Genomic DNA, 22,449 nt, shown 5'->3' on the forward strand with positions numbered 1-22,449 from the left:
TATGAGATGAAAGGAATGAAGCGGATGTATAGCAAGCTAGTAAAGATTAATGACGAATGGGTGCAAGAAGGCGCTGAACGCCAAATTATGGATTCAACCAGCCGCTATTATGGCGGAGTAGCAGATTCGGAGAATGGGATTGCCTGGCCGAGTCATGGCGGTACTCCAATGATTATGGCACTGTGGATTGCGGCTCTCGTGAATATGGATTCGAAATATTATCATAACGATGAGCTGGCTACAAGGCTTGTGCTAGGAAGTGAATTTATGCTTCGCTCGCAGCATGCTGACGGTACGATTTCTCCTGGCTGGACGAATATGCATTCACCGCCTGATACAGCATTTGTTGTTGTAGGGCTGGCACAAGCCTATGAGCTGCTGAGAAAGGATGATTGGGAGCCTCTGCAAAAAGCAGCATCGAACACGCTGCTTTTTCTAGAGCGGACGATTCCAGCGTTATTAACAGGCGGCTGCCATACGCCAAATCACCGCTGGGTACTGAGCGCTGCACTCGGATTCCTGTATAAGCTGTCTGGCAATGAGGAGCTGAAGGCGAGAGCGCTTGAATGGCTCGCTGAAGGAATGGATTGCACAGAAGATGGCGAATGGACCGAGCGCAGCAATGGGATTTACAATTCAGTCAGCGATGTGATGTTATTTCATGCGGCGGAGCTGTTGGATAAGAAGGAGCTGCTCGAGCCGGTTCGTCGAAATTTGAAAATGATGGCTTATATGATCCATCCAAATGGCGAAGTCGTTACCGATTATTCCGGACGCCAGGATTTCGGCAATAGCTTCACGATGGACAGCTATTTTCTCGTCAGCAGATTAATGGCCGTCCACGATCAGGATCCTCACTTTGAAGCGATTGCAGAACTTGCCGGTCAGACTTTGAAGCATCCGGGATGGCTGCCTAACAACGCGATGATAAGCTATTTGTTGCGTCCCGAGCTGCGCGAGCCATCCATTCCGCCCGCAGAGCTTCTAACGAACTACCGAGTCGTGGTAAATCGTGATTTTGAGCGTGAACGTTATTTAAGCGAGATGGAGGGTGCCGGGCATCACGGCATCATCTATCACAGCCGGTTGCATCCTGATTTCGGTGCACCGGTCGCTCGTGAACGAGATGGACAAACGAGCTTAACTGTCATGACAGAGTCCAGCTCCATGTTTGCGCTTCGGCATGGTCAAGCGAGGCTGCTAGCCGTACAAATCGGAACCTCCTTCGAGCCTGGGTTTGTCAAAATGAATGATCTAGAAGTGTTGGAGCATGGCTACCGATTGACAGCTGTTGAATCCAAGGGATACTACGGACCTATAAAGAAGAAAGATTTGCCGCAATCGGCTAGCTCGCCAGTAAGCCCTTGGTATTTGCTTCCGCATCATTTGAGAGAAACGACCCATTTGCAGCAGCATCATGTCGAGGCAAAGCTAATGAAAAGCGAGCTTGGCTGGCAGCTTACGATAAGCTGCGAGGAGCCGGAGAGTTTGATGACACAGGTTGTATTTGTATTCGGTGAAGAAGGTGAACTTACGGGAGATGGGGTCGTCCCTGCTGACGATGTCTGCTTCTGGAAGCAGGGAACAGCCCATTTTGCCGCTGGAGACGATTGGATTGAAATGGATTGCGGAGCGCATGAGCATCTTGTCAAAACGTTGAGAAATACAGGCGTTCCGTCAGGCTGTAAGGCGCTTATTGTCAATTTGATGACGCCTTACCACAAAACCTTTGATATTAGACTATCATCTAAAAGAGTGAAGGAAGACGAAGCGGTTGATAGGGAGCTGTTGATATGAGCCCATACTTTGAACCGCGCGAGAGCAGCCGATATTGGTATGGCGAGGATGACAATCGGATACTGGAGGTGCTAGCAGGACGTTATGTCGGAGCGAATCCTGCAGTTCCGTTTGCACTGCGTACGTTTTCCCATGCGGGCATCCTGCAAACGGAAACAGGTTTATATGCAATGAACATGGCTGAGAAGCTGCCGAATGCTGGGATTGGGGAATATGCCTATGTCTATGGGCTAGTCTGGAGCGATGATGAGCGTTCCATTGATAGCATCGTTGAGCCATTCGGGCCAGTGAAGCTGTTTATGAACGAGGAAATGATCTATCGATCATCAGTTGTGGAAGAGCTGAAACCAAAAGCGCAAGCGGTCATTCCTTTGTTGTTTCGTAAAGGATGGAATCGTCTGTTGATTGAAGTACGCAGCACGGTTGCCGGATTCGGCTGCTGCTTCGGTGCTGATGAAGCGAAGGTTCGCATTATGCAGGTTTTGGCGCCATTCGCTGAACGAATGGGTCATGCAGGATGGGTATACTCCGAGCCCGTGCGGAAATCACTTATTAGTGAGGATGGCTGCATATTGTCTTTTGGCGATTCGGAGGCAGAACACCAGCTTAGCTGGCTACCACGTACGACATGGGATGCAGCGGAGTCAAATGTGCCTAATTGCGAGCGTATATTCGGTGCTCCTTCCTGTCGATCAGCCGCATACGGTTGGACGGCGTTATGCCTGCCTGCTGGGGATACTGAGGTGCTTCTCGAAGGCAGCACATGTGGTCCTACTCAAATTTGGCTGAATGGACATCGCGTGGCATCATTTGCTGAAGCGGGAGCTTTCTCTATCAACGCAAGGGTATTCGCCGGAAGAAACGAATTACTTGTGCATACAATCAGCAGCGATTCTGGCTGGGGCTTTGAGTTAAGCGCGCAGTTAGAAGAAAGGGGCCAGCTCAATTTCCAAGCTCCGGTTCATATTCACGGTTATGAGGGTGCGTGGCTGTACGCAGGTCCGCTGAATCCCGATCAGAACCTATTGCCATCTGAGGTATGTTCGACTTCTCAATTATTTAAGGTGATTAACGGAGAAGGAGCGCTTGCTGGAAGCACCTATTGGTCGGTTGATGCCCCACATACGCGCCTACGGCCTTATTATGAGAATGCGATGCTGAGCAACAAATGGACGACGGGCAGTGCGACAAACTATGGTCGTTGGGATTATCCGCTCGGGGTTACGATGTATGGGCTGCTGAGAGCTGCGCGGGAGCTGGATAGAAAAGATTTAATGGATTACACGCTTAGCCATATTCGCGCCTGCACGGATCTGTATGATTATTCCATGTGGGACAAGGAAGCTTACGGATTTCCATCGCTGAATCACCAGCTTGTTTTGATGCATATGCTCGATAATTGCGGTTCATTTGGTTCTGCGATGCTGGAAGCGTACGGGCAGTCTGAAGACGAAACGTTCCTGAGAATTGCAGACCGAATAGCCGATTTTATGCTGCAAAAGCTGGAGCGCAAGGAGGATGGAGCATTCTACAGGGTATGTGACGGCGATTATTCGGCTAATACGATGTGGGCGGATGACTTGTATATGAGTGCGCCATTTTTAATTCGATATGCGGCTGCAACAGGCAATAGCGCCCCATTAAATGAAGCTGCAAGACAGTTTCTTTTGTACAAAAGCTATTTGTTCATGTCGGATGAAGCATTAATGTCTCATGTATTCGATTTCAAATACGGGAAAGCAACTCTTGTTCCATGGGGACGGGGCAATGGCTGGTGCTTATTTTCTTTATCGGAACTGCTTGAGAAGCTTCCGCTTGATCATGACGATCGGCCAGCGCTAGAGACATTTTTCGAGGAGATGTGCGCTGGCGTTGCAGACGTGCAGAGCGAATCAGGTCTTTGGCGGCAGGTATTGAACCGCTCGGATGCATATGAGGAAGCATCTTGTACCGCGATGTTTGCTTATGCAATGGCTCGCGGAGTAAGATTCGGGTGGTTAAAGCAGCGAGATTATTATAGGGATACAGCTTTGCGGGCATGGCAGGGATTAACGGGCTGTGCGATTGATAAGCAAGGCAACGTATACGGAGTTTGCAGCGGCTCACGATATTCTTATTCCCCAGATTACTATATGTACGATCTAAGAACTGTCCTTAATGATAATCACGGCATAGGAATCATGATGCTTGCGGGTGTCGAGATTGGTCGTCTGAAGGCGTATTTGAATAACAATAGACAAATGCCAATTGCGTAATGATAACGGACAAAGAAATGATTGCCAATTTCCAGAAGCTCTGAGCATAATAGAGGTATAGCGACTTTTGCGAGCGAGGAATGTGAATGAAAGCAACCATTTATGATATTGCTAGAGAAGCGGGTGTTTCTATTGCAACCGTTTCCAAAGTGATGAATGACAAAGGGAAAATCAGCGCGGCGCGTCGTAACCAAATACTTTCTATCATGCAGAGGCTTCAATATCAGCCAAGCGCGATTGCTTCAGCTCTGACGGGCAAGCATACCTTCACATTAGGTCTGCTTATCCCGGACATTGCGAATCCTTTCTTTGCCGAGGTTGCCCGTGCTGTGGAGGATCGGGGTCATCAATTCGGCTATAGTGTGATCATCTGCAGTACGGACAATAAGGATGAGCGTATCGAGAGATACATGACCGTTCTGAAGCAAAAACAAGTCGATGGCATAATTATCGGAACGGGTCTTGAAAATCATGCGATGCTGGAGGAGCTGCGCTCTATCATACCAATCGTCGTTATTGGGCGTGAGGTTGCTCCACTGGATGTTCCTACAGTAGTTGCAGATGATTATAGGGGCGGACGGCTCGCTGCTGAGCATTTGCTTGCCCTTGGGCATGTGCGAATGGCAGTCTTGGCTGAAAGCCTGCTCATTAGCAGCAGCAGGGACAGGCTCCGAGGCTTTCGAGATACTATTGAAGATGCGGGGTATGCGCTTCCAGATGACAGCATCATCGCTTGCGGACATGGACTAGAGGATAGCAAGGCGCGAGTCATGAAGCTGCTTAGAGGGGGAAATCGGCCTTCTGGTTTATTTTGCTTCAATGATCTTCTCGCGGTTGGAGCGCTGCAGGCAGCCAAGGAGTCCAATGCTCACGTGCCGTCGGAGTTATCCGTTGTCAGCTTTGACAATACCATCTTGGCTTCCGTAACTAATCCGTCGTTGACCTCGATAGCGCAGCCTATGAATCAATTGGGGGAAGCTGCTGTTGATTTGCTTCTCAGGCAGTTTGATCATGGGGATCTGGTCCATCAACGCGTTTCGCTTCGAACAGAGCTTATCGTACGCCAATCCACTGCTGCTGCGCATCCGCTTAAGCTGTTGTAGTTAGCTGCCCCACTATGCTAGAATATGGCTTAAATAATAGAAATCATTGGCTTGAAGAAGGCTCCTTCGTTTGGATCTGAGTGATCAGGTTTACACGAAGGAGATTTTTGTTTGAGGCATACGGGAAGGGATGCATAGAAATGTCGTTACAGTTAAGCAACGGCTGGCCACAGCGGTTAAATGGCGAGCTTGAGGCGCCTTATATGCGCGAGCTGTTTGACAAGCTTGATGCTTTATATGAGAGCACAACGGTATATCCAGAAAAGTCCGCAATATTCAATGCCCTACATTATACATCCTATGAACAAACGAAAGCGGTGATTTTGGGACAAGACCCTTATCATGGACCCCATCAGGCACACGGACTAAGCTTCTCTGTTCAACCAGGAATTAAGGTGCCGCCTTCGCTTAAGAACATTTATAAAGAGCTGGAATCAGATTTAGGCGTACAGGCGCCTGATCATGGAAGTCTTGAAGCCTGGGCTGGGCAAGGCGTGCTGCTTCTGAATACGGTGCTCACTGTGGAAGCAGGGAAGCCGAATACACATCAGGGATTGGGATGGGAGAAATTTACCGATGCCGTTATTGACGCCTTGAACGAGAGAGAAGAGCCGGTCGTGTTCATTCTCTGGGGAAAAAATGCGGAGGCTAAAGCGGCTGCCATAAATACGGAAAAGCATTTGATTATTTCTTCTCCTCATCCAAGCCCCTTTGCGGCGCGCAAAGGATTTTTCGGGAGCAAGCCGTTCTCGAGGACTAATGCATTTCTTGAGAGTGTCGGGCGAGAACCGATAGATTGGTCAATCCCAAAGTTGTCTGAGCTAATTCACACATAAAAAAAGGATTCCCCGCTTCTTCGAACCAAGGTTCGGAAGAGCAGAGAAGCCTTTTTAAATTGGTTATTGCGCGATGATACCCGAACTAGCTGAACCAGATGATCCTGGAGACGATTGACTTCCGCCTGCGAGTACTGGCTTTAGCTTGCTGTCGATGTAAGTGGATATCGATACGTCGGTTATCACTTGCGGATACATGGTATCTGGATTCGGAAGCAAAGTCTCTAGGTGAATAATCGCTTGCTCACCTTCGAAAGCGATTGAGGAGATCCGAAGTCCATATCCAGGATGAGGCATTTGAGCCGTAATGGTTACTTTGTTGATGTCAGCATTTACGGGCGTAACGTATAGCTTAGGATCGATTGCTGGCTGCTGGGGCTGCTCAGGCTGTTCTGGGATAGGCGTATTCTCCTTTGTGAATTGGATGGCACCATATAGCCAGCCTGCAGCTTCGCTGCGCGTAACGGCTTTCTTGGGATAGAACTTATTGGATTTGTCCAATGTAACCACTTTGCTGATGATTAGCTTCTGAATGCTGTCCATGTAATCCTTATTTACGTCGGCTTCGTCTTCAAGCAGCATGAAGATTTCAATGAAAGCATAGTCGCCTTTCGTAAGCATCGCTTTGAACAAATGGTGAGCGAACTGCTCACGGGTCATCACATCATTGGCTTTTACCGTTTTTGGTATTTCAAGGCCATTTAGACTCGCAATGATAAATGCGTCTGCGTACCAAGCATCATTTTTGAGATTCGTAAAGTAATCCTTTACTTCTGGCGCTTTGATAAAGCGGATATGGTCGATATTCAAATCCAAACCTTTGACAATCAATGATACGCCCTGGGCGTAAGTAAGCTTATCCTTCGGATTGAACTTATCCTGCTTATCGCCGCTTAGTATGCCCAGCTTTTTAAGCTCCGCGATCTTTTGCTCATTCGGATCCTTTTGCACATCCTTGAATGCCCATACGGTTTGTCCCAGAGTGAAAAGCATCATCGCAACTAGGGTTACGATCAATAGGGATCTTTTTTTCATGCGGTCACCTCATTTTTTTATTTGCTATAGCTAATTATTTGACGTTATGAATTGAAGAATGGTTGCAATGATTGTTAAAAAGATGAACCAGGGCCTCAGATTTGTTGAAACTCGCTCGTTTTCATTCGAAGTCACCATGGAGAATTAAACTCTTATATGTATATCATTTCGGTATTTCAAAGCATTTATCCGATATAGGGCGTTTTTTCTGAACGAAGGTTTGAGGAGCTAGACCGCAGTGTGGTAGTAGAGTTATTTTAGGCACGTTACTGGTTCAAGGTCTTGTTACAATTGTTGGAGGGAAATCCGGTTGAGGCAGGCTGGGAATGTAAACTAATCAAAGATCCATCTGCATAGCCGGAAAATTAGTCGAGGGAAGTATACCAATAGTTCTAAAATTATTTCAACAATGTATGAACCGCTCTCTATCTTATTACGTGTTTTGCGCTTCATTAAGCTTCATTCTCCTTTGTTGGTGAGACTTGATTGGGAACCGATTTTTAAAGATGAAGATCATAAAGAGTAGCTAGAGAGTCATTTAAAAACGAAGCTAGCAGTCGTTCTAGATGAGATGGGGCTTACTGCTGTCCGAAACGGAAAATTTGTCTAAAGTCGCTGTGCTGCTCCTATTTGTTTAAGGGGACGAGTGGGGGTGTTTAATCAAATGCTTTAGTTGAGCAAAGGGCACCAAATTCGCACCATTGCGGTTAGAATGCCATAGTTGTTTTAATCTCGAATACAACGAAAAAACCCCGCAATCCCTTATAGTAAAGAGAATTGCGGGGTTTTAATTCGATGATCTGAACAGGGTTCGAACCTGTGACCCCTACCCTGTCAAGATAGTGCTCTCCCAGCTGAGCTACCAGATCATATTAGCGACAATTAATAATATATCAGGGCGAAGAAGAGAAGTCAACATTTATTATTTGCCAATGCCCAGGAATATTCATTGAGGAGACGATCCAGCTCCTGGCTGATCTTGACGACGGCTTGATCGGTGAAATTGTTACAGGCTTCAAATAATCTGATCATTTCTGCTCTTAGTTCTTCAATTTTTTGCTGATAAAATCCTTGTTCCATGACAATCCCTCCAACTTTTCATCTGTTAAGACAAGAATAAACGAAGGTTGTTAGAATTTTTCCAAAATGCAATTAGATTAATGTTAGTTTTTCGAACATTGCGCTAGTTTGCAGCCTTCGTATGAAATTAACTACACGGTTTAGACTATTCTGAAACAACTTCAGAATGACTTATCTGTAACTTTAAGGAAATAAGAGCAATACCCAATGGGGATTTGCTTCGAACAGATGAAATTTAGACGCGAATATCAATTGTTTGTCCTAGGTTTGGCTGTGCGCTTTTTAGCATGTTCACGATATCTTGTCCTTGCTGCTTAGCTTGTTCTTTCGCTAGAGATAACACTTGAATGCTGGCTGCCAGTGCTAGACTGTTTTGATTCATGACGATAGATGCTGCTGCGATATCCATTTCACACCTCCTATTTAAGTTATCGGCATAAAGCAGGAACTTTTTTACATGTAAGGTACAATTAAAGGCGTTTTAACGATCTTGAGCTTGTTTTCGTATACTAAAGACGAAATTCTCGGCATACCTTTAAAGAAAGCGCGCAGGAGGCGGTTTCTGTTGGCTGCAGAGTATGCCTATTTAGCCCTCTGGCTATTAGGGATGTTTGGCATTATCGGAATAGTTATCGGTGCTGTGGCGAAGTTTGCCATGGAGGATTCATTATCGCATGACGAGCAATTCGTATGGAGAAGGCGGCTTCCGGCAGATGCAATGAAAAGGAAATAAAATAAAGGAACCGGCTTTCGCCTCTTAATAGGCTAGCCGGTTTTTATTCATTTCGCGCATAATAATCCTATACGAATGGGAACGATATAGATTGGCTTAAACAACTTGAATAGAAAAGAGGTATTCACGATGAACGATTTGAATGGCGGACAGAATGCGAGAGAGCATATTGTAGCTGTGCAAAAGGATGGAGACGGAGATCTTACAGCCTTTAAGACAAGCAGCGGGAGAGTTCTTGATTATGGAACAGCTCTTCAAGAAGTACAAGCCGGCAATATTGCAGGGGTGAATACGTTTAAAGGCAGGGATGGAGAGTTCTATATCCGAGGCGACGCAGATGGAGATCCAACTAATAATCTGGACCAGCTACCTCTTTTCTAAGCGAAGTAGTTAATGCTATTAAATATAGGGACACAACTCCACAAAAAAAGGCGCCTGCATGCATCGTTGCGGCGCCTTTTTTCGTTTAAGCAAGCTCGTAAGTGACATGTTGCTCGACGATACGCATGAAGCCGGTACGACCTGCGTGCTGATCAATCGCGTCTCCATAATGCATCAGCCAAGTTTTCTGCTGGATTGCGACAGGAAGACTAAGTAGTTCATCCAGAGTGGCATGAACGACACCAGGGGCTTCTAGCTGACAGTCGTGGTAAATCGTTGACACGCCCTCATCAACCAATTGTTGGAGGAGCTCTGGGTCAAATCGCATATCTGCCGTATAAAAGAAGCTTCCGTTAAATAGGATGGAGTAGCTCGGCTTGTTAGGTATATGCTTGGTTTGGATGAGCTTAACCTTAAGTCCAGGACTTAGCTCGGTTTCAATATCTGGTTTTATCGGACGGACCTCAAAGAAATCCTCGAGACGCTCAAGAGGCCCTTGCGTTAATCCGCCGCGCAAGGTCTGCTCCCAAAGGGGATCGACCAGTGATTCAGCAATATAGAGAACAGGTTTGCGATTATATTTGAACATCATCTGGAAGGCATATTCCTCCAACCCGCCGACATGGTCGCCATGAATATGACTGATCAACACCCCGTCAAGCTCCTGAAAAGAAATGCCTTGCTGGTGTAAAGCCTTCGGCAGCGTAATGCCGCAATCTACAAGCAGTCGAAAGCCGTTCACTTCAATAAGCGCATTGTTATTATCGTATTTTTTGGCAAAAGCACTGCCTGTTCCAATCATCGTTATGTTCATGCCAGTACCTCCTTCATCATTCCACATGTTTAATGTAGCAAATTTTTCATGCTCCTGACAATTGCTGATGCACATTCGCCCTTCGTTACATACAATGCTAAAGCGATACGCATAGTGGAGGCGAATGAAGGATGAGCAAAGGAAAAGGTAAAGTAGCTAAGAAAAAACAGCCTGCAAGCGACCGGAAACAGTACAATTACAAGCTTGTTCTCTCGGATACGTGTGCGGTTTGCAAAACACCCTGTGCAAGAGGCATGAATTATTTGGCCAGAATGAGAACGGCTGGTTCACTCGGGAAAGGCATTCCATGCGTACTGACGAGAACCTATGGGTAATGATGAGAAATAATCATGTGTATTTCCCAGGCAAGCGCAGGTTTCAACAACTTTTGACAGCGTTGGTCCTCTAGTACTACGGTAAAATAGTTTGTTCTCCTGCGCAACTTTGCCTGAGTTTCTGAGTATAACCTTTCATCCAGGCTATCGGATGGAGGGCTTACAACTATGAAACTCAGAAAAGTTGGAATTCTGCTGCTGCTGTTGTCAGTGTGGGGCGGTACAATGATGTTTGCGGATTCCGCATCTCAGAAGGTACGCGTCATTATTAACGGATCAGAGCAGGATGACGGCGGATTAATTGCAGAGAACAAAACCTACTTGCCGCTTCGTCAACTAGCTAATTCGATGCAAGCAATCGTCGAATGGGATAATCAAAGCAAACGGGCTACGGTTTATAAGCCAAATGTCCATATGTTCTTATTCCAGAATAATGCGGTATTCGGCAACGTAGCCAAAGGCTATCAAGGAAAGTTTAAAGTTTTTGCACAAATTGATAATTTAAAAACAGATGTTACAGCCGTTAAGGTATCGATATTCGATCCGAACGGGAAAGAAAAAGTGATTCAAACGGAGAGCGTGAATACTTCCAAAGACAATTTCTGGTATGCGACGGATGAGATCGATTATAAATTCGAAGCCAGCGGCAAGTACCCCATTCGGTTCTTTCTAAAGCTGAAAGGTTCGGATGAATGGACTGTCGTTTCCGAGAAATTAATTTCTTCCCTTTAAATGCAGCAGACACACATCCGGACGCTCCGTTTCCATAAGGAGCGTTTTCGTTTGACCATTGATAGAATGTCATGTTACTATACGATAGTCTGTAAACATTATTGAAATGGGGTAATAACATGAGCGAGCATCAGCATGGCGATGATTGCGGATGTGGTGAAGATCACGAGCATGAAGAGCATGTCTTTATCGTGACTGACGACGAGGGCCAGGAACGTGAAATGGTCATGGTTTATACGTTTGAATCGGAAAACAATGTATATGCTGTATTGTTGGATCGCAATGATCCAGAAGCAGACGGCGTAATTTTCCGTATTGAAGAAGAAAACGACGAGTCCTTCCTAGTCGGTATTGAAGATGATGCAGAGTGGGACCGCGTTACTGCGATTTATGAGGAAATTGCTCGTACGGAGAGCGAAGAGAAGTAATCCTGCTTCGAATCCAAGTAAGCACCGAATGACAAAAGATCGGCAAGCGATGCTTGCCGATCTTTTTTTGTGTTCCATGCCTCAGCTATGATGTTATTTCCTCGGATTAAAATAAATCGTTCGGCCATTGAACATGGTCAGCTCCGCTTTCAGTCGGCCGGCAATGTATTTACATAGCTCGTTGGCCTTCGACTTATCACCGTGTGTAGCTTCGTCGGGTAGAACGACCTGAATGCAGGGGACGATGCTGCCTGAAACGCTAGCCGCCATGCCTGGACCGAATATGATATGTTTATATAGCGGATTAAGGCCCTTTAAGTAAAACCAACGGTCATCTTGCTTTTCTTCTATCGTGTACGGAAAGGCGGCCTCAGCATAATTCCAATCAAGCTGAGAGCCCGTAAGGGCGGTTTGCTCACGGTAATGAACGAGCTGGTTCTTGATTTCCGCTACATCAAGTTTATCAACGACAGAACCTTGCACGAATTTTATGTATGCGCTTTGACTCATCGCGACTCACCTCTCACAACATCATAGCACGCCAATTTTAGGTTGACAATAAGTGGAATGGTGGCAGAGAGTATGCAGAAAGGAACTGCCCTAAGTCATCCTGGTGACTTTAAGAGCAGTTCCTATTTCCGCATCTATGAAATCGCAGTTTCTTCAACAATGACTTTGACAAATTCAATGCTTCGATCTTCAGGACCTTTAACCGGAAGTCCGACCTGCACATGATCGACGATATAATCGATATTTTTTTGCGTAATAACCTCGCCGGGCAGCAGAATCGGAATACCTGGCGGATACACATAAATAAATTCGGCAATGATTCTTCCGGCAGATTCTTTGAATGGAAGCACTTCAGTCTCTCCGTAGAAAGCGTCGCGCGGCGTTAGCGACAGCTGAGGGATATCTGGGATTTTGACGACAAGTTCTCGTGCTTCAGCGCCCTCATGGAACCTCTCAGACAGTCCGCGAAGCGATACCAGCAATTTTGAAATGGAATCAGAGGTATCACCAGGCGTAACTAGGCAAAGAATGTTATACATATCGCTCATTTCAATCTCAACATTATAATTGTCGCGAAGCCAGTTTTCCGTTTCATATCCGGTAATGCCAAGGTGGCGAACGTGAATGGAAACCTTGGTCGGATCGTAATCATAGGTCGCTTCGTCGCCAAGGATCTCCTCGCCGAAGCAGTAGAGACCAGGAATTTCATTGATTTGCTTGCGTGCGTATTGTGCATGTTCAATGGCGCGTTCTGCGATAGCATGTCCATTCAGAGCGAGATTGCGTCTTGACGTATCGAGCGAACCTAGCAAAATGTATGAAGTAGACGTCGTTGTCAGCATACTGATGACCGTTTGAATTCTGTGCGGATTAACTCTGCCTTTGCGAACGTTGAGAACAGAGCTCTGCGTCATGGAACCGCCAAGCTTGTGGACGCTTGTTGCGGCCATATCCGCGCCAGCCTGCATCGCTGACATCGGAAGCTTCTCATGGAAATGGATAAGCACGCCATGCGCCTCGTCGACGAGTACGGGAATATCGAAGCTATGAACAAGATCGACGATTTCCTTAAGGTTCGCGCATATGCCGAAATAGGTTGGATTAATGACAAGAACAGCCTTGGCATCCGGGTGGCGCTCCAGCGCTTTGCGAACGGAACGTGTTGTTATCCCGTGATCGATTCCAAGATTATTGTCCCTTGCTGGAGAAATGAATACAGGTCTGGCGCCCGCGAATATAATGGCAGCCATGATCGATTTATGAACATTGCGCGGAACAATAATTTTGTCTCCAGGTGCGCATACGGTTAGAATCATGGTCATGATGGCTCCGCTTGTCCCTTGCACGGAGAAATAAGTATAATCCGATCCGAAGGCATCGGCGGCTAGCTTCTGCGCTTCTTCAATAACGCCTGTTGGCTGATGCAGGTCATCGAGCGGTGCTATATTGATTAAATCGATCGACAACGCGTTATCGCCGATAAATTCGCGGAATTCCGAATCGCTGCCCAATCCTTTTTTATGTCCAGGAATATGGAATTGTACGGGATCCTGCTCCGCATGACGGCGAAGCGCGGTGAATAGCGGGGTTTTATTATGATCCATCGCTCTCATCCCTGCCTTTCATTAGAGGTTACAAACAAAGTTGAGTATAGCAAATACAGGGGGGAATGCAAGCTTCAATTTTATGAAGAGCATGTGGCAAGCCGATTTGTTCTTCAATTGTTCATACATCGTTGATAAATGGTTATGGTAACATAGGTTGGTGGAGGGGGTGCAGCATGAAGGATAAACGAATACTAATCGTAATGGCAATACTAATGACGACATTTATAGGTTTTGGGATTATCATCCCGGTAATGCCGGAAATTATTCAAGCGGCAGATCCGAATAAAGCGGAACTGCATACTGGACGAATGCTGGCTATTTATTCAGCCGTTTCCTTTTTCTTATCCCCATTCTGGGGTGGCTTATCCGACCGCATCGGCAGGAGACCGATCATTCTAATCGGCGTACTGGGCTTTGCGGCAAGCTTTCTGTTGTTCGGCTTGTCATCAGGAAACTTGACGCTAATGTACCTTTCAAGAGTGCTTGGCGGGTTGTTCTCCGGGGCAGTCGCATCCGTCATTGTGGCCTATGTCGCAGACATTACGCCGCCGGAAGAGAGAACCAAGGGCATGGGGCTTGTTGGAATGTCGATTGGACTCGGATTTACGATTGGGCCAGGCGTTGGCGGATTGCTGAGCGTATTCTCGCTGGAAATGCCATTTTACACGGCGTCTGCTCTAGCTTTAATTACCTTTGTGCTTGCTGTTTGGAAGCTCAAGGAGTCACTCCCGCAGGAGCAGAGGAGAAGGGGCACGGAGAAAAAGGTATCAAGATGGGCGGCATTTACCGGACCGCTTAAGTACTTGTATATCCTTGCCTTTTTCGTAACCTTCACACTGGCGGGCATGGAAGCTACACTTCAGTTTTTCGGCATGAGGCGCTTCGATGTAACACCACTGCAGGTCGGCATATTGTTTTTTGTTTGCGGTTTTGTGGGAGCACTCGTGCAGGGCGGAATTGTGCGTCGCCGAATTAAGAAAGGCGAGGAGCCGAAGTATATTGCAATCGGCTTGGTCATTTCAGCGATCGGATTCTTCCTACTGCTCGGTGCGCATTCGCTATGGTGGGCTACGATGTCCTTGGCTGTGTTCGGTATCGGCAATTCCTTGATCAGACCTTGTGTCACTTCTCTTATTACGCAAAAGACAACAGTAGGCCAAGGCGTTGCATCTGGGCTCAGCTCTTCAATGGACAGCTTAGGCCGCATTGCTGGACCGCTGCTAGGTTCCTTGTTTTTTACGATTCAAATGGGTTTGCCTTATTTGCTAGGCGGGATATTATGCCTAGCCGCATTGCTGCTGCTGCTTCGCTTCCGCCAGTTGGACAAGCCCAGGCTCGTTGAACGGGAAGCACAGGCTGCCAAATAAGTAAAAGCCGATTGTCCGTATTCTGCGGATGATCGGCTTTTTTTCAATTATAAGACCTTATATATTTCACGCGATAAAGTATTCTTCTATTTCTGCGAGAAACGGATAACCTCGCCTTGCAGAGGACGGCGTAGCCGTTTCTTCTTGATGAGGATTATGGAGTCAGTCCCTTAAGTATAAAAGTGATTGTGGCTTCTCTTTCCGTATCGTCTTGCCATGTCGAGTCCGGAGCATGGATGGAGAGGGAACGGCAAAGCACATAGCCAATCAATGCAGATGCCGTTAATCGGATAACGGTAACGGGAGACCAGTCAATAATGCTGCCCTGCTGTTGAAACTTTCGGACGTTGATACTGAGTTTATCGAGCACCTTGGAGAGGATAAGCTTCTGGAACTGCTCCTGAAGGTCCGGATGGAACGGGATCTCTTGAATGAAAATTTTAAACACCTGCATATGCTTCTCAAGGAAGGCGATGCGGTTCTCGATGATTGCACGCAGCAGCGCATCGTAGCTGTCAAAGCTGCCGTCGAGCACTTTGTAAAAATCTCGCAGCACAAACGGGGCTACAAGCTTGGCCATCACAGGCGCAACGATGGAAAGCAGCAGCTCTTTTTTTGTTTTGTAATGGCGAAATATCGTTCCCTCCGCAACACCTGCCCGCTGAGCGATCTCACTCGTCGACGAAGCGGCAAAACCTTTCTCCGCGAATATTTCGGAAGCCGCCTGTACGATTTTTATTTGTTTTTCAGTCATTTTGGTTTCGTCGTTGTCTAGCTTCAATAACTCTTCGAGCCATTGATCAACGGGTTCCTGCATGAAAGCCACTCCTTCGTACAACACCTTTCTGTCCATTATAGCAAATGCTCGGCTTACCTACATACGGCGATGCTTTTTGAGCGCTACGACATTCATGAGCGCAAACAAGACGGAGAAGCCAATCAGCACATAAACATCGAGCTGCAGGTCAGACCAGCCTTCTCCACGCAGCATAATGCCCTGCATAGCATCTGCGCCGTAAGTGAGCGGCATGATCAAGCTTAGCTTTTGAAGCCAAGGATTCATCGCATCCATATTGAATAAGCCGGAGAAAAAGGCTTGCGGCACGATGACGATCGGGATGAATTGAATGATCTGAAATTCACTGCTCGCAAAGGAAGACAGCAGCGTTCCGAGCGTTAATGCTGTTAAAGACAACAAAACATTGATGAGCAGCATAGATCCGATGCTTCCAGCCATATACAATCCCAGTACATGGACCGAATACCAAGCGATTAATGTAGCTTGCAGTAAAGTGAATATGCCGAACCCTGCTAAATAGCCGGCCACAATCTCGCTTCTTCTAATCGGAGTAGCAAGCAAGCGCTCCAAGGTCCCGCTTGTTCGTTCCCGCAGGAAGGAAACGCCTGCAAGCAGGAAAACGAAGAAGAAAGAGAAGAAACCGATGAGGACGGGACCAAATGAATCAAAAGGAGCCAGATCAGGTCCGCCATGCAAATAGTTTACGACAGCTGCAGTATGGCCTCCTTCTATTTGTGTGGCGTTCTGTACCAGCAATAAAACCGCCCGGTTAACCGAAGGGTCGCTTCCCTCAAGCAAGAGCTCGGGTATTCCGCTGCCAGCTTGGAGAATGGCGTCAAGCTCGCCTGCTTGCAGAGCTGCCTTCGCGATTTCGTAGTTGTCATACGGTACAATTTCAGCATCTGCCTTTAATTGCTCGAATTTATCCGTAAACGCAGCTGGAGCATCCATAATTCCGATTACAGGAGATATGGCTTGGCCTCCAAAAACAAGCTTCATTAAGCTAAGAATGAGCAGGGGAGCAAGAAATAGTAAAGCGAGTGTCCGTTTGTCTCTTAGAAACTGATTGACAATACGGACGGCAAGTGCGCGTACTCTCATTCCCGTTCACCAAGAGTGATAAAAGCATCCTCAAGCGTGCTGCTTCCCGTATGCAGCTTAATGGCGTCCGGGGTATCTAGGGCAATCAGCTTGCCGTTCTGGATCAGTCCGAGCCGATCACATTTCTCAGCCTCGTCCATGACATGCGTGGTTAGTATTATTGTGATTCCTTGCTTGGTTAAATGAACGAGTTCTCTCCAAATCGATTTTCGCAGCAAAGGGTCGATGCCTACCGTCGGCTCGTCGAGCACGAGCAGCGACGGCTCATGCAGCAAAGCTATGGCGAGCGAGAGTCGACGCTTCATACCCCCGGAGTAGGCAGAGATTTGCACATTCAGATGTTCGTGTAAAGAGACGAGCTCTATTGCGTACTGAATCCTGGATTCAAGCGCGCTGCCCTTCAGACCAAACATCGCTCCAAAGAATGCTAAGTTTTGTTTGCCAGTCAATTCATTATATAGCGCATCAGATTGTGCCATATAGCCGAATGTCTGCAGCATTTTAAGTTGAGGCATGGTTTCGCCGTGCATGTGAACCGTCCCGGAATCTGCCCGATCAATTCCAGTCATTATCTTTATGAGCGTTGTTTTTCCTGAGCCTGATGGCCCAAGCAAGCCAAAAAGCTCGCCTTTAGGTATGGAGAGGGTAATACCGGAAAGTACTTTACGCCTGCCAAAAGCACGTGAAATGTCATGGATTTCAATGGCAGGACAGATTTGCGATATATCGGATGACGTAGACCTCATATCTTCACACTCCTTTTTAAAAAATGAGTAAGTACTCACTCTATTATAAGTCGAAATGTATGCGCGTCAAAGGGAGGTTATGCTCTTTTTCTAAAAAAACAATATCGGTCTTCAGGCGTAGGCGTCTTACGACCATGGGCGAGAGTGAAAGCCGTTCTCTGGACGTTTTTGCATGCCTTTTCTTCCCATTATGATTAGAAAAGACAAAACAAATAGAAAACCGTAGAGGGAAAAGGAGTCGGAATTAAATGAGTAAATTAACAGAATGGTCTTTCCGAAATAAAGCGGCCATTATCCTGATCGTCATTATGGCTTTAGTTATGGGGGTAATCAGTTATCTAAGGCTGCCAATGGAGTTTCTGCCTGCAGCTGACAATCCGCAAGTCATGATTACGGCAATCGGGCCAGGAAATGACGCAAAGTCAATGGAGCAGAAAGTGACCAATCCGTTAGAAGCGGCTGTTACATTCGTGAAAGGAAAGACGAGTATGCTCTCGACCTCTGGAGACGGATACGCGCAAATCAATCTGAACTTCGACTCTAAAACAAACATGAAAGAAACGAAGGCTGAAATTGAGCGCATAGTCGACCAAGTTCAGCTGCCATCGAATGTAATGAAGCCGTTTGTCGTTCAATTCAACACATCGATGATTCCCATTGCATGGGTAACTCTCACTTTTGATGAAGGAATGAGTGAGCAAGAGAAGGAAGCGAAGCTAAAGGAAGTCACGACCGAGCTGCAGAAATCGGAAGGTGCTGGCTCTGTCAGTATAAGCGGCAAATCAACGCCAGCCGTACATGTCATTCCGGATACAGCTAAGCTGGCCCAGAAGGGGATCACCTTGCAAGCTTTGATGGGCGTACTGCAGGGAAGAGGCGCTTCCGTTTCGATCGGTGAGAGAACGATCGATGGGGCTGCGGGCAATATTAATGTGTTTGACCAGGTAACGGGATTGGAGACGCTTCGCAAGCTTCCGGTAGCTGCTAGCGTTACGCTAGCAGATGTCGCGACTGTTGAGCTTTCGAAAGACCAAGAGAGCATCAGCAGAATGAACGGTAAAGATGCCATTATGTACACCATTTCGAAATCGGCGGACGCCAACGCCGTCACCGTTGGCAATGGCATCGAAAAAACGGTTGAACGCTTGAATACGGACATGAAAGGCATCGAGGCTTCTATCATTTTGAGTACTTCGGACTCCGTAGTTTCTTCAGTCAACAGCATGCTTCGTGAAGTTTTGCTGGGAGCCTTATTCGCAACTATCGTTATCTTATTGTTTATGCGTAATTTCAGAGCAACGATCGTAACGATCGTATCCATTCCATTATCACTTGGCATTACTTTATATCTCCTGCAGCTGTCAGGCGTTTCTCTAAATATTATTACGCTTGGGGGCGTTGCAGTCGCGGTAGGCCGCCTTGTCGATGACAGTATCGTCGTGATTGAGAACATCTACAGAAGACTTCAGAAAGAGTCGTTCTCCGTCAAGCTGATTACGGAAGCGACGAAAGAGGTTGCATCCGCCATTACTTCGTCAACGCTTGTAACGGTTGCGGTATTTCTACCGATGGGTCTCTTGCGGGGCTCCCTGCAAGCATTCCTGTTGCCGTTCGCTCTTACGGTTGCGTATTCGCTGCTTGCTTCCTTGCTAGTCGCACTAACTGTCGTACCGCTCCTGAGCGCCGTATTACTGAAAGGGACGAAGGAGAAGGAGCATGCGGGTTCACCCAAGTTCGCCGCATTTATTCGCTGGAATCTCGCACATAAATGGGTGCCGCTTCTGATCGCCGTCGTGTTATTCGCAGGTTCAATCAGCGCTTACGTGTTCATGCCTAAAGGAGCGCTTGATTCTTCTAGCGCGGAGAACATAAATGTAACGCTGCAATATCCGAGTGAAACACCAGCCGAGCTAGTACAAGAGGAAGGGAAGAAATTTGAAAGCATTCTGACTGCCGATCAAGATATTGAATGGGTCATGATGATGCTCGGCAACAGCTCCGATGCTGCCCAATATGGTTCTGTATCCTCACCTACGCTAATCACCTATATGATCGATCTGAAGGATGGCGTAGATGCTGAAGTGTTTATGGACAAAGTAAAATCGCATAAAGAAAGCTTTAAAGACGCTGAGCTGACAGCAGACGCTTCAGATCTCATTATGGGAGGCGGCTCCTCGCAAATTTTTATTGACGTAACAGGCGACAATGTGGAAGAACTCACGCAGACGGCAGAGAAGTTGATTGCGGCTATTAAGCCGATTGACGGTGTTCAAAAAGTGGAAAGCAATCAAGAAGAAAAGAAATCGGTTTATTCCTTTAAAGTTGAGCCTACTTTGGCAAAAGGCCAAGAGGTTGCCGTACAGCTGCAAAGCATGTTGAATCCTCTACCTATCGGTTCCATTCAGATAGAATCCACCGATACCCAGGTTCTGCTGCAGCCCGTTGTCAATCCGAATTCCAAAGCAGCGCTTGAGAAGCTGACTGTTATGACAGAATCGGGCCCAACCCCAATCTCTGAGGTGGCAGAGCTGATTCGAACGGAGGAACCGGCGCTATTCTACCATAAAGATGGAAAAACCTATCTTCGCGTGACAGCGAGCGCTGATCCGAAAGAGCTTTCTGTCGTTGGCTCAAAGATTAATGAAGCAGCCGCAGCGGTTCAATTGCCGGAGGGTGTTGCGATCGCAGTCGGAGGCGCATCGGCTGAACAATCCAGTGATTTTGCGGATTTAGGATTAACGGCATTAATTTCAATCGGTCTCGTGTATTTGATTATGGTGCTGACATTCAAGACGCTTCGCGCGCCGCTTGCGATCATGATCTCGCTGCCGCTAGCTGCTATCGGAGCTGTGACCGGCCTGCTCATATCAGGTGTTACCCCTGATTTCACGGCTATGTTCGGCGCGTTGATGCTAATCGGCATTGTTGTGACCAATGCAATCGTGCTCATTGATCGCGTGAAGCAGAATGAGCAATCTATGTCGATACGTGAGTCGCTAATTGAAGCTGCCACTACGCGTATGCGTCCGATCATCATGACGGCTGTAGCTACCGTGTCGGCTATGCTGCCTTTGGTATTCGGCTCGCATGAATCAGGCAGCATTGTATCGCAAAGCTTGGCTATCGTCGTCATTGGAGGCTTGATCGCGGCTACGCTGTTGACCTTGATTATCGTCCCGTGTGTCTATGAATTGTTGTTTTTCAAAGTCTCGCGGAATCAAAGAAGGGCAAATGCGGCTATCGCGCAAGCAGAAGCAGCTGCGACGCTGCAGGCATAAATGTATGGAACGGAGAACTGCTGATTGCCAAGCGATGCTTGTCATCGTATGGCTTGAATAATAGAGAAATGGCTGAACAGGCAAAGCGCCTGTTCAGCCATTTTTTGTAATACGAAGCCTGTTAGCCATTGCGAGGACAAGCTTGTTTATGCTCAAATCATGATTTTCATTTAGAGGTTAGCCATGCGATAAAGAGGCATGAGCTTCTCATATGTGGAAGAAGCAAAGGCGAGCAGCGCATCTCCGTCGCGTAGGATAGGGTCGCCAGCCATGACATGTCTTCCAATTAGCAGCTCGGCTTTCTGTACGTCACGGAAACGGATAAGCGCATCTTTCCAGTCTTGCTTGGTCATCGTGGCGATAGGGGTCGATTCCTTTTTCATATGGTCGAGCGAGAGGACATAGTCCTGCGGCACAACAGCGATAACGTCATCGATTTGATTCAGGAAAGCGGTAGCGATATTCGATTTGTTCGGAACCTCGTAAATAAGCGCCATCCATAGGAATAAATGATCGTCAAACAAGCCGAGCTGGAAATGGGGATGTGCTTTATAGCCGCGTTTGTTCGCGGCGATCGCAAGCCAAGTATCCTTAGGCGGGTTGACCTTGCGGCGCGCATGCCTAGCAACGTGCAGATACATTTCATTGCCTGCATGAACGGCCGCATCTACTGTAAGCTGTCCGCCAATTGCGTGAAATTTCGGCTGAATCTGATTCTGGATTGCTGCCATTCGCTCTTCAAGTCCAACTAGGTTGAACACGTCGAAATCGGCTTGTGTGAACCCGTCTAGCTTGGAAGTTGTAGTCTGTGCTGTCATCGTTGTGGTCTCCTTCATGAATAAACTATTATTGGTGGATTAATTTCAAATAAAAAATGGCGATTTGCGTTCGATCTCGAAGCGCGAGCTTGTTTAATATTTCGGTAATATAATTTTTGACCGTTCCTTCACTCAAAAATAAGGAAGCTGCCATCTCTTTGTTGGATTGACCGTCTGCAATTAATTGGACGATCTGAACCTCGGCGGGCGTTAGACCGTTTATCGTTAATGGTTTTCCCGGCTCGGCGCGCGGCGTCTCCAGCATGCCTGCCAGCTTGCGGGCAATGTCCGGATGAATGAGAACGTTGCCCTCATACACGGTTTTAATGCCGCTGATAATGCGGCTTGGCGGCACGTTTTTGAGCAAATAGCCGTTCGCACCATTCCGTATCGCCTGAGCGATATACTCATCGTCATCAAATGTCGTCAGTATTAGCACGGCAGGCGGGGTTTCAAGCGCTCGCAGCAGCTTAGTTCCTTCTACGCCGTCACAGACAGGCATTCGAATATCCATCAACACGACATCAACAGCCGTTTGACGGACAAACGCTACAGCATCATGACCGTTACCACATATCCCAGCCACATGTAAATCATTATCGAGATCTAAGATGACCTTCATGCTCTCGCGAATAAAAGGATCATCGTCTACCACAAGCACTTTAATCATAAGGCAACTCCATTTCTGCATGCT

At 47.1% G+C, this 22,449-nt stretch carries 22 protein-coding genes and 1 tRNA gene; 11 read left to right on the forward strand and 12 right to left on the reverse strand.

All coding sequences use genetic code 11. The annotated features are described in order from the left end of the window. The first annotated feature begins 15 nt into the window (after window positions 1–15). From AB4Z29_RS02750 to AB4Z29_RS02765, 4 genes are all read left to right on the forward strand, one after another. Entirely contained in the window at window positions 16–1,797 is a 1,782-nt protein-coding gene (locus AB4Z29_RS02750) for a hypothetical protein (RefSeq protein ID WP_441941607.1), read from the forward strand. Further along, window positions 1,794–4,052: a glycoside hydrolase family 88/105 protein gene (locus tag AB4Z29_RS02755; protein WP_441941608.1), complete on the forward strand. Its 2,259-nt coding sequence runs from the start codon at window positions 1,794–1,796 to the stop codon at window positions 4,050–4,052. Before AB4Z29_RS02750 ends, AB4Z29_RS02755 begins: the two co-directional genes overlap by 4 nt. A gap of 86 nt (window positions 4,053–4,138) precedes the next feature. Next, a complete protein-coding gene (locus AB4Z29_RS02760; RefSeq protein WP_441941609.1) occupies window positions 4,139–5,155 on the forward strand; it encodes a LacI family DNA-binding transcriptional regulator in 1,017 nt (338 codons plus the stop codon). Window positions 5,156–5,295: 140 nt separating this feature from the next. Continuing rightward, window positions 5,296–5,991 carry a uracil-DNA glycosylase gene (locus tag AB4Z29_RS02765; protein ID WP_441941610.1) on the forward strand — a complete coding sequence of 232 codons (696 nt, stop codon included), beginning with the start codon at window positions 5,296–5,298 and terminating at the stop codon, window positions 5,989–5,991. A gap of 63 nt (window positions 5,992–6,054) precedes the next feature. On the opposite strand, the gene AB4Z29_RS02770 is transcribed toward AB4Z29_RS02765, so the two are convergent. The 4 genes from AB4Z29_RS02770 to AB4Z29_RS02785 form a co-directional block, all read right to left on the reverse strand. After that, window positions 6,055–7,026: an S-layer homology domain-containing protein gene (locus tag AB4Z29_RS02770; protein ID WP_441941611.1), complete on the reverse strand. Its 972-nt coding sequence runs from the start codon at window positions 7,024–7,026 to the stop codon at window positions 6,055–6,057. 796 nt (window positions 7,027–7,822) lie between these two features. Beyond that, window positions 7,823–7,895 (reverse strand) — tRNA-Val (locus tag AB4Z29_RS02775). A gap of 43 nt (window positions 7,896–7,938) precedes the next feature. After that, complete coding sequence (locus AB4Z29_RS02780) at window positions 7,939–8,106, reverse strand: aspartyl-phosphate phosphatase Spo0E family protein (RefSeq protein ID WP_441941612.1); 168 nt, start codon at window positions 8,104–8,106, stop codon at window positions 7,939–7,941. 235 nt (window positions 8,107–8,341) lie between these two features. Next, window positions 8,342–8,515 (reverse strand): YjfB family protein, encoded by a 174-nt coding sequence (locus tag AB4Z29_RS02785; RefSeq protein ID WP_441941613.1) that lies wholly within the window; start codon window positions 8,513–8,515, stop codon window positions 8,342–8,344. Between the two features lie 156 nt (window positions 8,516–8,671). Here AB4Z29_RS02785 and AB4Z29_RS02790 point away from each other — a divergent pair, with 156 nt between their 5' ends. Both AB4Z29_RS02790 and AB4Z29_RS02795 read left to right on the forward strand, forming a co-directional pair. Next, the gene (locus AB4Z29_RS02790; protein ID WP_183562045.1) at window positions 8,672–8,839 is read left to right on the forward strand and encodes a hypothetical protein; all 168 of its coding nucleotides are present in this window, start codon (window positions 8,672–8,674) and stop codon (window positions 8,837–8,839) included. 129 nt (window positions 8,840–8,968) lie between these two features. Further along, window positions 8,969–9,220, forward strand: coding sequence for a DUF3892 domain-containing protein (locus AB4Z29_RS02795; RefSeq protein ID WP_441941614.1), 252 nt, complete (start codon window positions 8,969–8,971; stop codon window positions 9,218–9,220). Between the two features lie 85 nt (window positions 9,221–9,305). Here AB4Z29_RS02795 and AB4Z29_RS02800 read toward each other — a convergent pair whose 3' ends face one another. Next, window positions 9,306–10,034 (reverse strand): MBL fold metallo-hydrolase, encoded by a 729-nt coding sequence (locus AB4Z29_RS02800; protein ID WP_441941615.1) that lies wholly within the window; start codon window positions 10,032–10,034, stop codon window positions 9,306–9,308. Between the two features lie 131 nt (window positions 10,035–10,165). Between AB4Z29_RS02800 and AB4Z29_RS02805 the strand changes: the two genes are divergently transcribed. The 3 genes from AB4Z29_RS02805 to AB4Z29_RS02815 all read left to right on the forward strand — a co-directional run bounded on the left by AB4Z29_RS02805 (window position 10,166) and on the right by AB4Z29_RS02815 (window position 11,529). After that, the gene (locus AB4Z29_RS02805; protein WP_183562168.1) at window positions 10,166–10,369 is read left to right on the forward strand and encodes a hypothetical protein; all 204 of its coding nucleotides are present in this window, start codon (window positions 10,166–10,168) and stop codon (window positions 10,367–10,369) included. Window positions 10,370–10,537: 168 nt separating this feature from the next. Next, the gene (locus AB4Z29_RS02810; RefSeq protein WP_441941616.1) at window positions 10,538–11,101 is read left to right on the forward strand and encodes a stalk domain-containing protein; all 564 of its coding nucleotides are present in this window, start codon (window positions 10,538–10,540) and stop codon (window positions 11,099–11,101) included. Window positions 11,102–11,220: 119 nt separating this feature from the next. Continuing rightward, a complete protein-coding gene (locus tag AB4Z29_RS02815) occupies window positions 11,221–11,529 on the forward strand; it encodes a DUF1292 domain-containing protein (protein ID WP_138751746.1) in 309 nt (102 codons plus the stop codon). 93 nt (window positions 11,530–11,622) lie between these two features. On the opposite strand, the gene AB4Z29_RS02820 is transcribed toward AB4Z29_RS02815, so the two are convergent. Together AB4Z29_RS02820 and AB4Z29_RS02825 are read right to left on the reverse strand one after the other, a co-directional pair. After that, a complete protein-coding gene (locus AB4Z29_RS02820; protein WP_441941617.1) occupies window positions 11,623–12,039 on the reverse strand; it encodes a DUF1885 family protein in 417 nt (138 codons plus the stop codon). 134 nt (window positions 12,040–12,173) lie between these two features. Beyond that, the gene (locus tag AB4Z29_RS02825) at window positions 12,174–13,643 is read right to left on the reverse strand and encodes an aminotransferase class I/II-fold pyridoxal phosphate-dependent enzyme (protein WP_183562033.1); all 1,470 of its coding nucleotides are present in this window, start codon (window positions 13,641–13,643) and stop codon (window positions 12,174–12,176) included. Window positions 13,644–13,819: 176 nt separating this feature from the next. Between AB4Z29_RS02825 and AB4Z29_RS02830 the strand changes: the two genes are divergently transcribed. Further along, a complete protein-coding gene (locus AB4Z29_RS02830; RefSeq protein ID WP_441941618.1) occupies window positions 13,820–15,013 on the forward strand; it encodes an MFS transporter in 1,194 nt (397 codons plus the stop codon). Window positions 15,014–15,167: 154 nt separating this feature from the next. Here the strand turns inward: AB4Z29_RS02830 and AB4Z29_RS02835 are convergent, their stop codons facing one another. Genes AB4Z29_RS02835 through AB4Z29_RS02845 form a run of 3 tightly spaced genes read right to left on the reverse strand, consistent with a single transcriptional unit; the run spans window position 15,168 to window position 17,659 of the window. Beyond that, entirely contained in the window at window positions 15,168–15,830 is a 663-nt protein-coding gene (locus AB4Z29_RS02835) for a TetR/AcrR family transcriptional regulator (protein ID WP_441941619.1), read from the reverse strand. A 57-nt stretch (window positions 15,831–15,887) separates the two neighbouring features. After that, window positions 15,888–16,913, reverse strand: a complete 1,026-nt coding sequence (locus AB4Z29_RS02840; RefSeq protein ID WP_441941620.1) for an ABC transporter permease — start codon at window positions 16,911–16,913, stop codon at window positions 15,888–15,890. Next, window positions 16,910–17,659, reverse strand: a complete 750-nt coding sequence (locus AB4Z29_RS02845; RefSeq protein ID WP_441941621.1) for an ABC transporter ATP-binding protein — start codon at window positions 17,657–17,659, stop codon at window positions 16,910–16,912. The genes AB4Z29_RS02840 and AB4Z29_RS02845 overlap by 4 nt, the downstream gene beginning before the upstream one ends. A gap of 248 nt (window positions 17,660–17,907) precedes the next feature. Here AB4Z29_RS02845 and AB4Z29_RS02850 point away from each other — a divergent pair, with 248 nt between their 5' ends. Continuing rightward, window positions 17,908–20,937: an efflux RND transporter permease subunit gene (locus AB4Z29_RS02850; protein WP_441941622.1), complete on the forward strand. Its 3,030-nt coding sequence runs from the start codon at window positions 17,908–17,910 to the stop codon at window positions 20,935–20,937. A 170-nt stretch (window positions 20,938–21,107) separates the two neighbouring features. Here AB4Z29_RS02850 and AB4Z29_RS02855 read toward each other — a convergent pair whose 3' ends face one another. Together AB4Z29_RS02855 and AB4Z29_RS02860 are read right to left on the reverse strand one after the other, a co-directional pair. Further along, window positions 21,108–21,755, reverse strand: coding sequence for a DUF1054 domain-containing protein (locus AB4Z29_RS02855; RefSeq protein ID WP_441941623.1), 648 nt, complete (start codon window positions 21,753–21,755; stop codon window positions 21,108–21,110). Between the two features lie 28 nt (window positions 21,756–21,783). Continuing rightward, on the reverse strand, window positions 21,784–22,425 hold the full coding sequence (locus AB4Z29_RS02860; RefSeq protein ID WP_441941624.1) for a response regulator transcription factor: 642 nt from the start codon (window positions 22,423–22,425) through the stop codon (window positions 21,784–21,786). Window positions 22,426–22,449: the final 24 nt, after the last annotated feature.

The organism is Paenibacillus sp. 2TAB23 (assembly GCF_052115165.1).
Taxonomy (GTDB): Bacteria; Bacillota; Bacilli; order Paenibacillales; family Paenibacillaceae; genus Pristimantibacillus.

Excerpts from the sequence above, each read along its gene's own strand:
- AB4Z29_RS02765 (WP_441941610.1), top strand. The coding sequence starts at position 5,296 with ATGTCGTTACAGTTAAGCAACGGCTGGCCACAGCGGTTAAATGGCGAG.
- AB4Z29_RS02760 (WP_441941609.1), top strand. The coding sequence starts at position 4,139 with ATGAAAGCAACCATTTATGATATTGCTAGAGAAGCGGGTGTTTCTATT.
- AB4Z29_RS02850 (WP_441941622.1), top strand. The coding sequence starts at position 17,908 with ATGAGTAAATTAACAGAATGGTCTTTCCGAAATAAAGCGGCCATTATC.
- AB4Z29_RS02750 (WP_441941607.1), top strand. The coding sequence starts at position 16 with ATGAAGCGGATGTATAGCAAGCTAGTAAAGATTAATGACGAATGGGTG.
- AB4Z29_RS02845 (WP_441941621.1), bottom strand. The coding sequence starts at position 17,659 with ATGAGGTCTACGTCATCCGATATATCGCAAATCTGTCCTGCCATTGAA.
- AB4Z29_RS02815 (WP_138751746.1), top strand. The coding sequence starts at position 11,221 with ATGAGCGAGCATCAGCATGGCGATGATTGCGGATGTGGTGAAGATCAC.
- AB4Z29_RS02785 (WP_441941613.1), bottom strand. The coding sequence starts at position 8,515 with ATGGATATCGCAGCAGCATCTATCGTCATGAATCAAAACAGTCTAGCA.
- AB4Z29_RS02780 (WP_441941612.1), bottom strand. The coding sequence starts at position 8,106 with ATGGAACAAGGATTTTATCAGCAAAAAATTGAAGAACTAAGAGCAGAA.
- AB4Z29_RS02810 (WP_441941616.1), top strand. The coding sequence starts at position 10,538 with ATGAAACTCAGAAAAGTTGGAATTCTGCTGCTGCTGTTGTCAGTGTGG.
- AB4Z29_RS02840 (WP_441941620.1), bottom strand. The coding sequence starts at position 16,913 with ATGAGAGTACGCGCACTTGCCGTCCGTATTGTCAATCAGTTTCTAAGA.
- AB4Z29_RS02830 (WP_441941618.1), top strand. The coding sequence starts at position 13,820 with ATGAAGGATAAACGAATACTAATCGTAATGGCAATACTAATGACGACA.
- AB4Z29_RS02800 (WP_441941615.1), bottom strand. The coding sequence starts at position 10,034 with ATGAACATAACGATGATTGGAACAGGCAGTGCTTTTGCCAAAAAATAC.
- AB4Z29_RS02820 (WP_441941617.1), bottom strand. The coding sequence starts at position 12,039 with ATGAGTCAAAGCGCATACATAAAATTCGTGCAAGGTTCTGTCGTTGAT.
- AB4Z29_RS02855 (WP_441941623.1), bottom strand. The coding sequence starts at position 21,755 with ATGACAGCACAGACTACAACTTCCAAGCTAGACGGGTTCACACAAGCC.
- AB4Z29_RS02835 (WP_441941619.1), bottom strand. The coding sequence starts at position 15,830 with ATGCAGGAACCCGTTGATCAATGGCTCGAAGAGTTATTGAAGCTAGAC.
- AB4Z29_RS02755 (WP_441941608.1), top strand. The coding sequence starts at position 1,794 with ATGAGCCCATACTTTGAACCGCGCGAGAGCAGCCGATATTGGTATGGC.
- AB4Z29_RS02805 (WP_183562168.1), top strand. The coding sequence starts at position 10,166 with ATGAGCAAAGGAAAAGGTAAAGTAGCTAAGAAAAAACAGCCTGCAAGC.
- AB4Z29_RS02860 (WP_441941624.1), bottom strand. The coding sequence starts at position 22,425 with ATGATTAAAGTGCTTGTGGTAGACGATGATCCTTTTATTCGCGAGAGC.
- AB4Z29_RS02770 (WP_441941611.1), bottom strand. The coding sequence starts at position 7,026 with ATGAAAAAAAGATCCCTATTGATCGTAACCCTAGTTGCGATGATGCTT.
- AB4Z29_RS02825 (WP_183562033.1), bottom strand. The coding sequence starts at position 13,643 with ATGGATCATAATAAAACCCCGCTATTCACCGCGCTTCGCCGTCATGCG.
- AB4Z29_RS02795 (WP_441941614.1), top strand. The coding sequence starts at position 8,969 with ATGAACGATTTGAATGGCGGACAGAATGCGAGAGAGCATATTGTAGCT.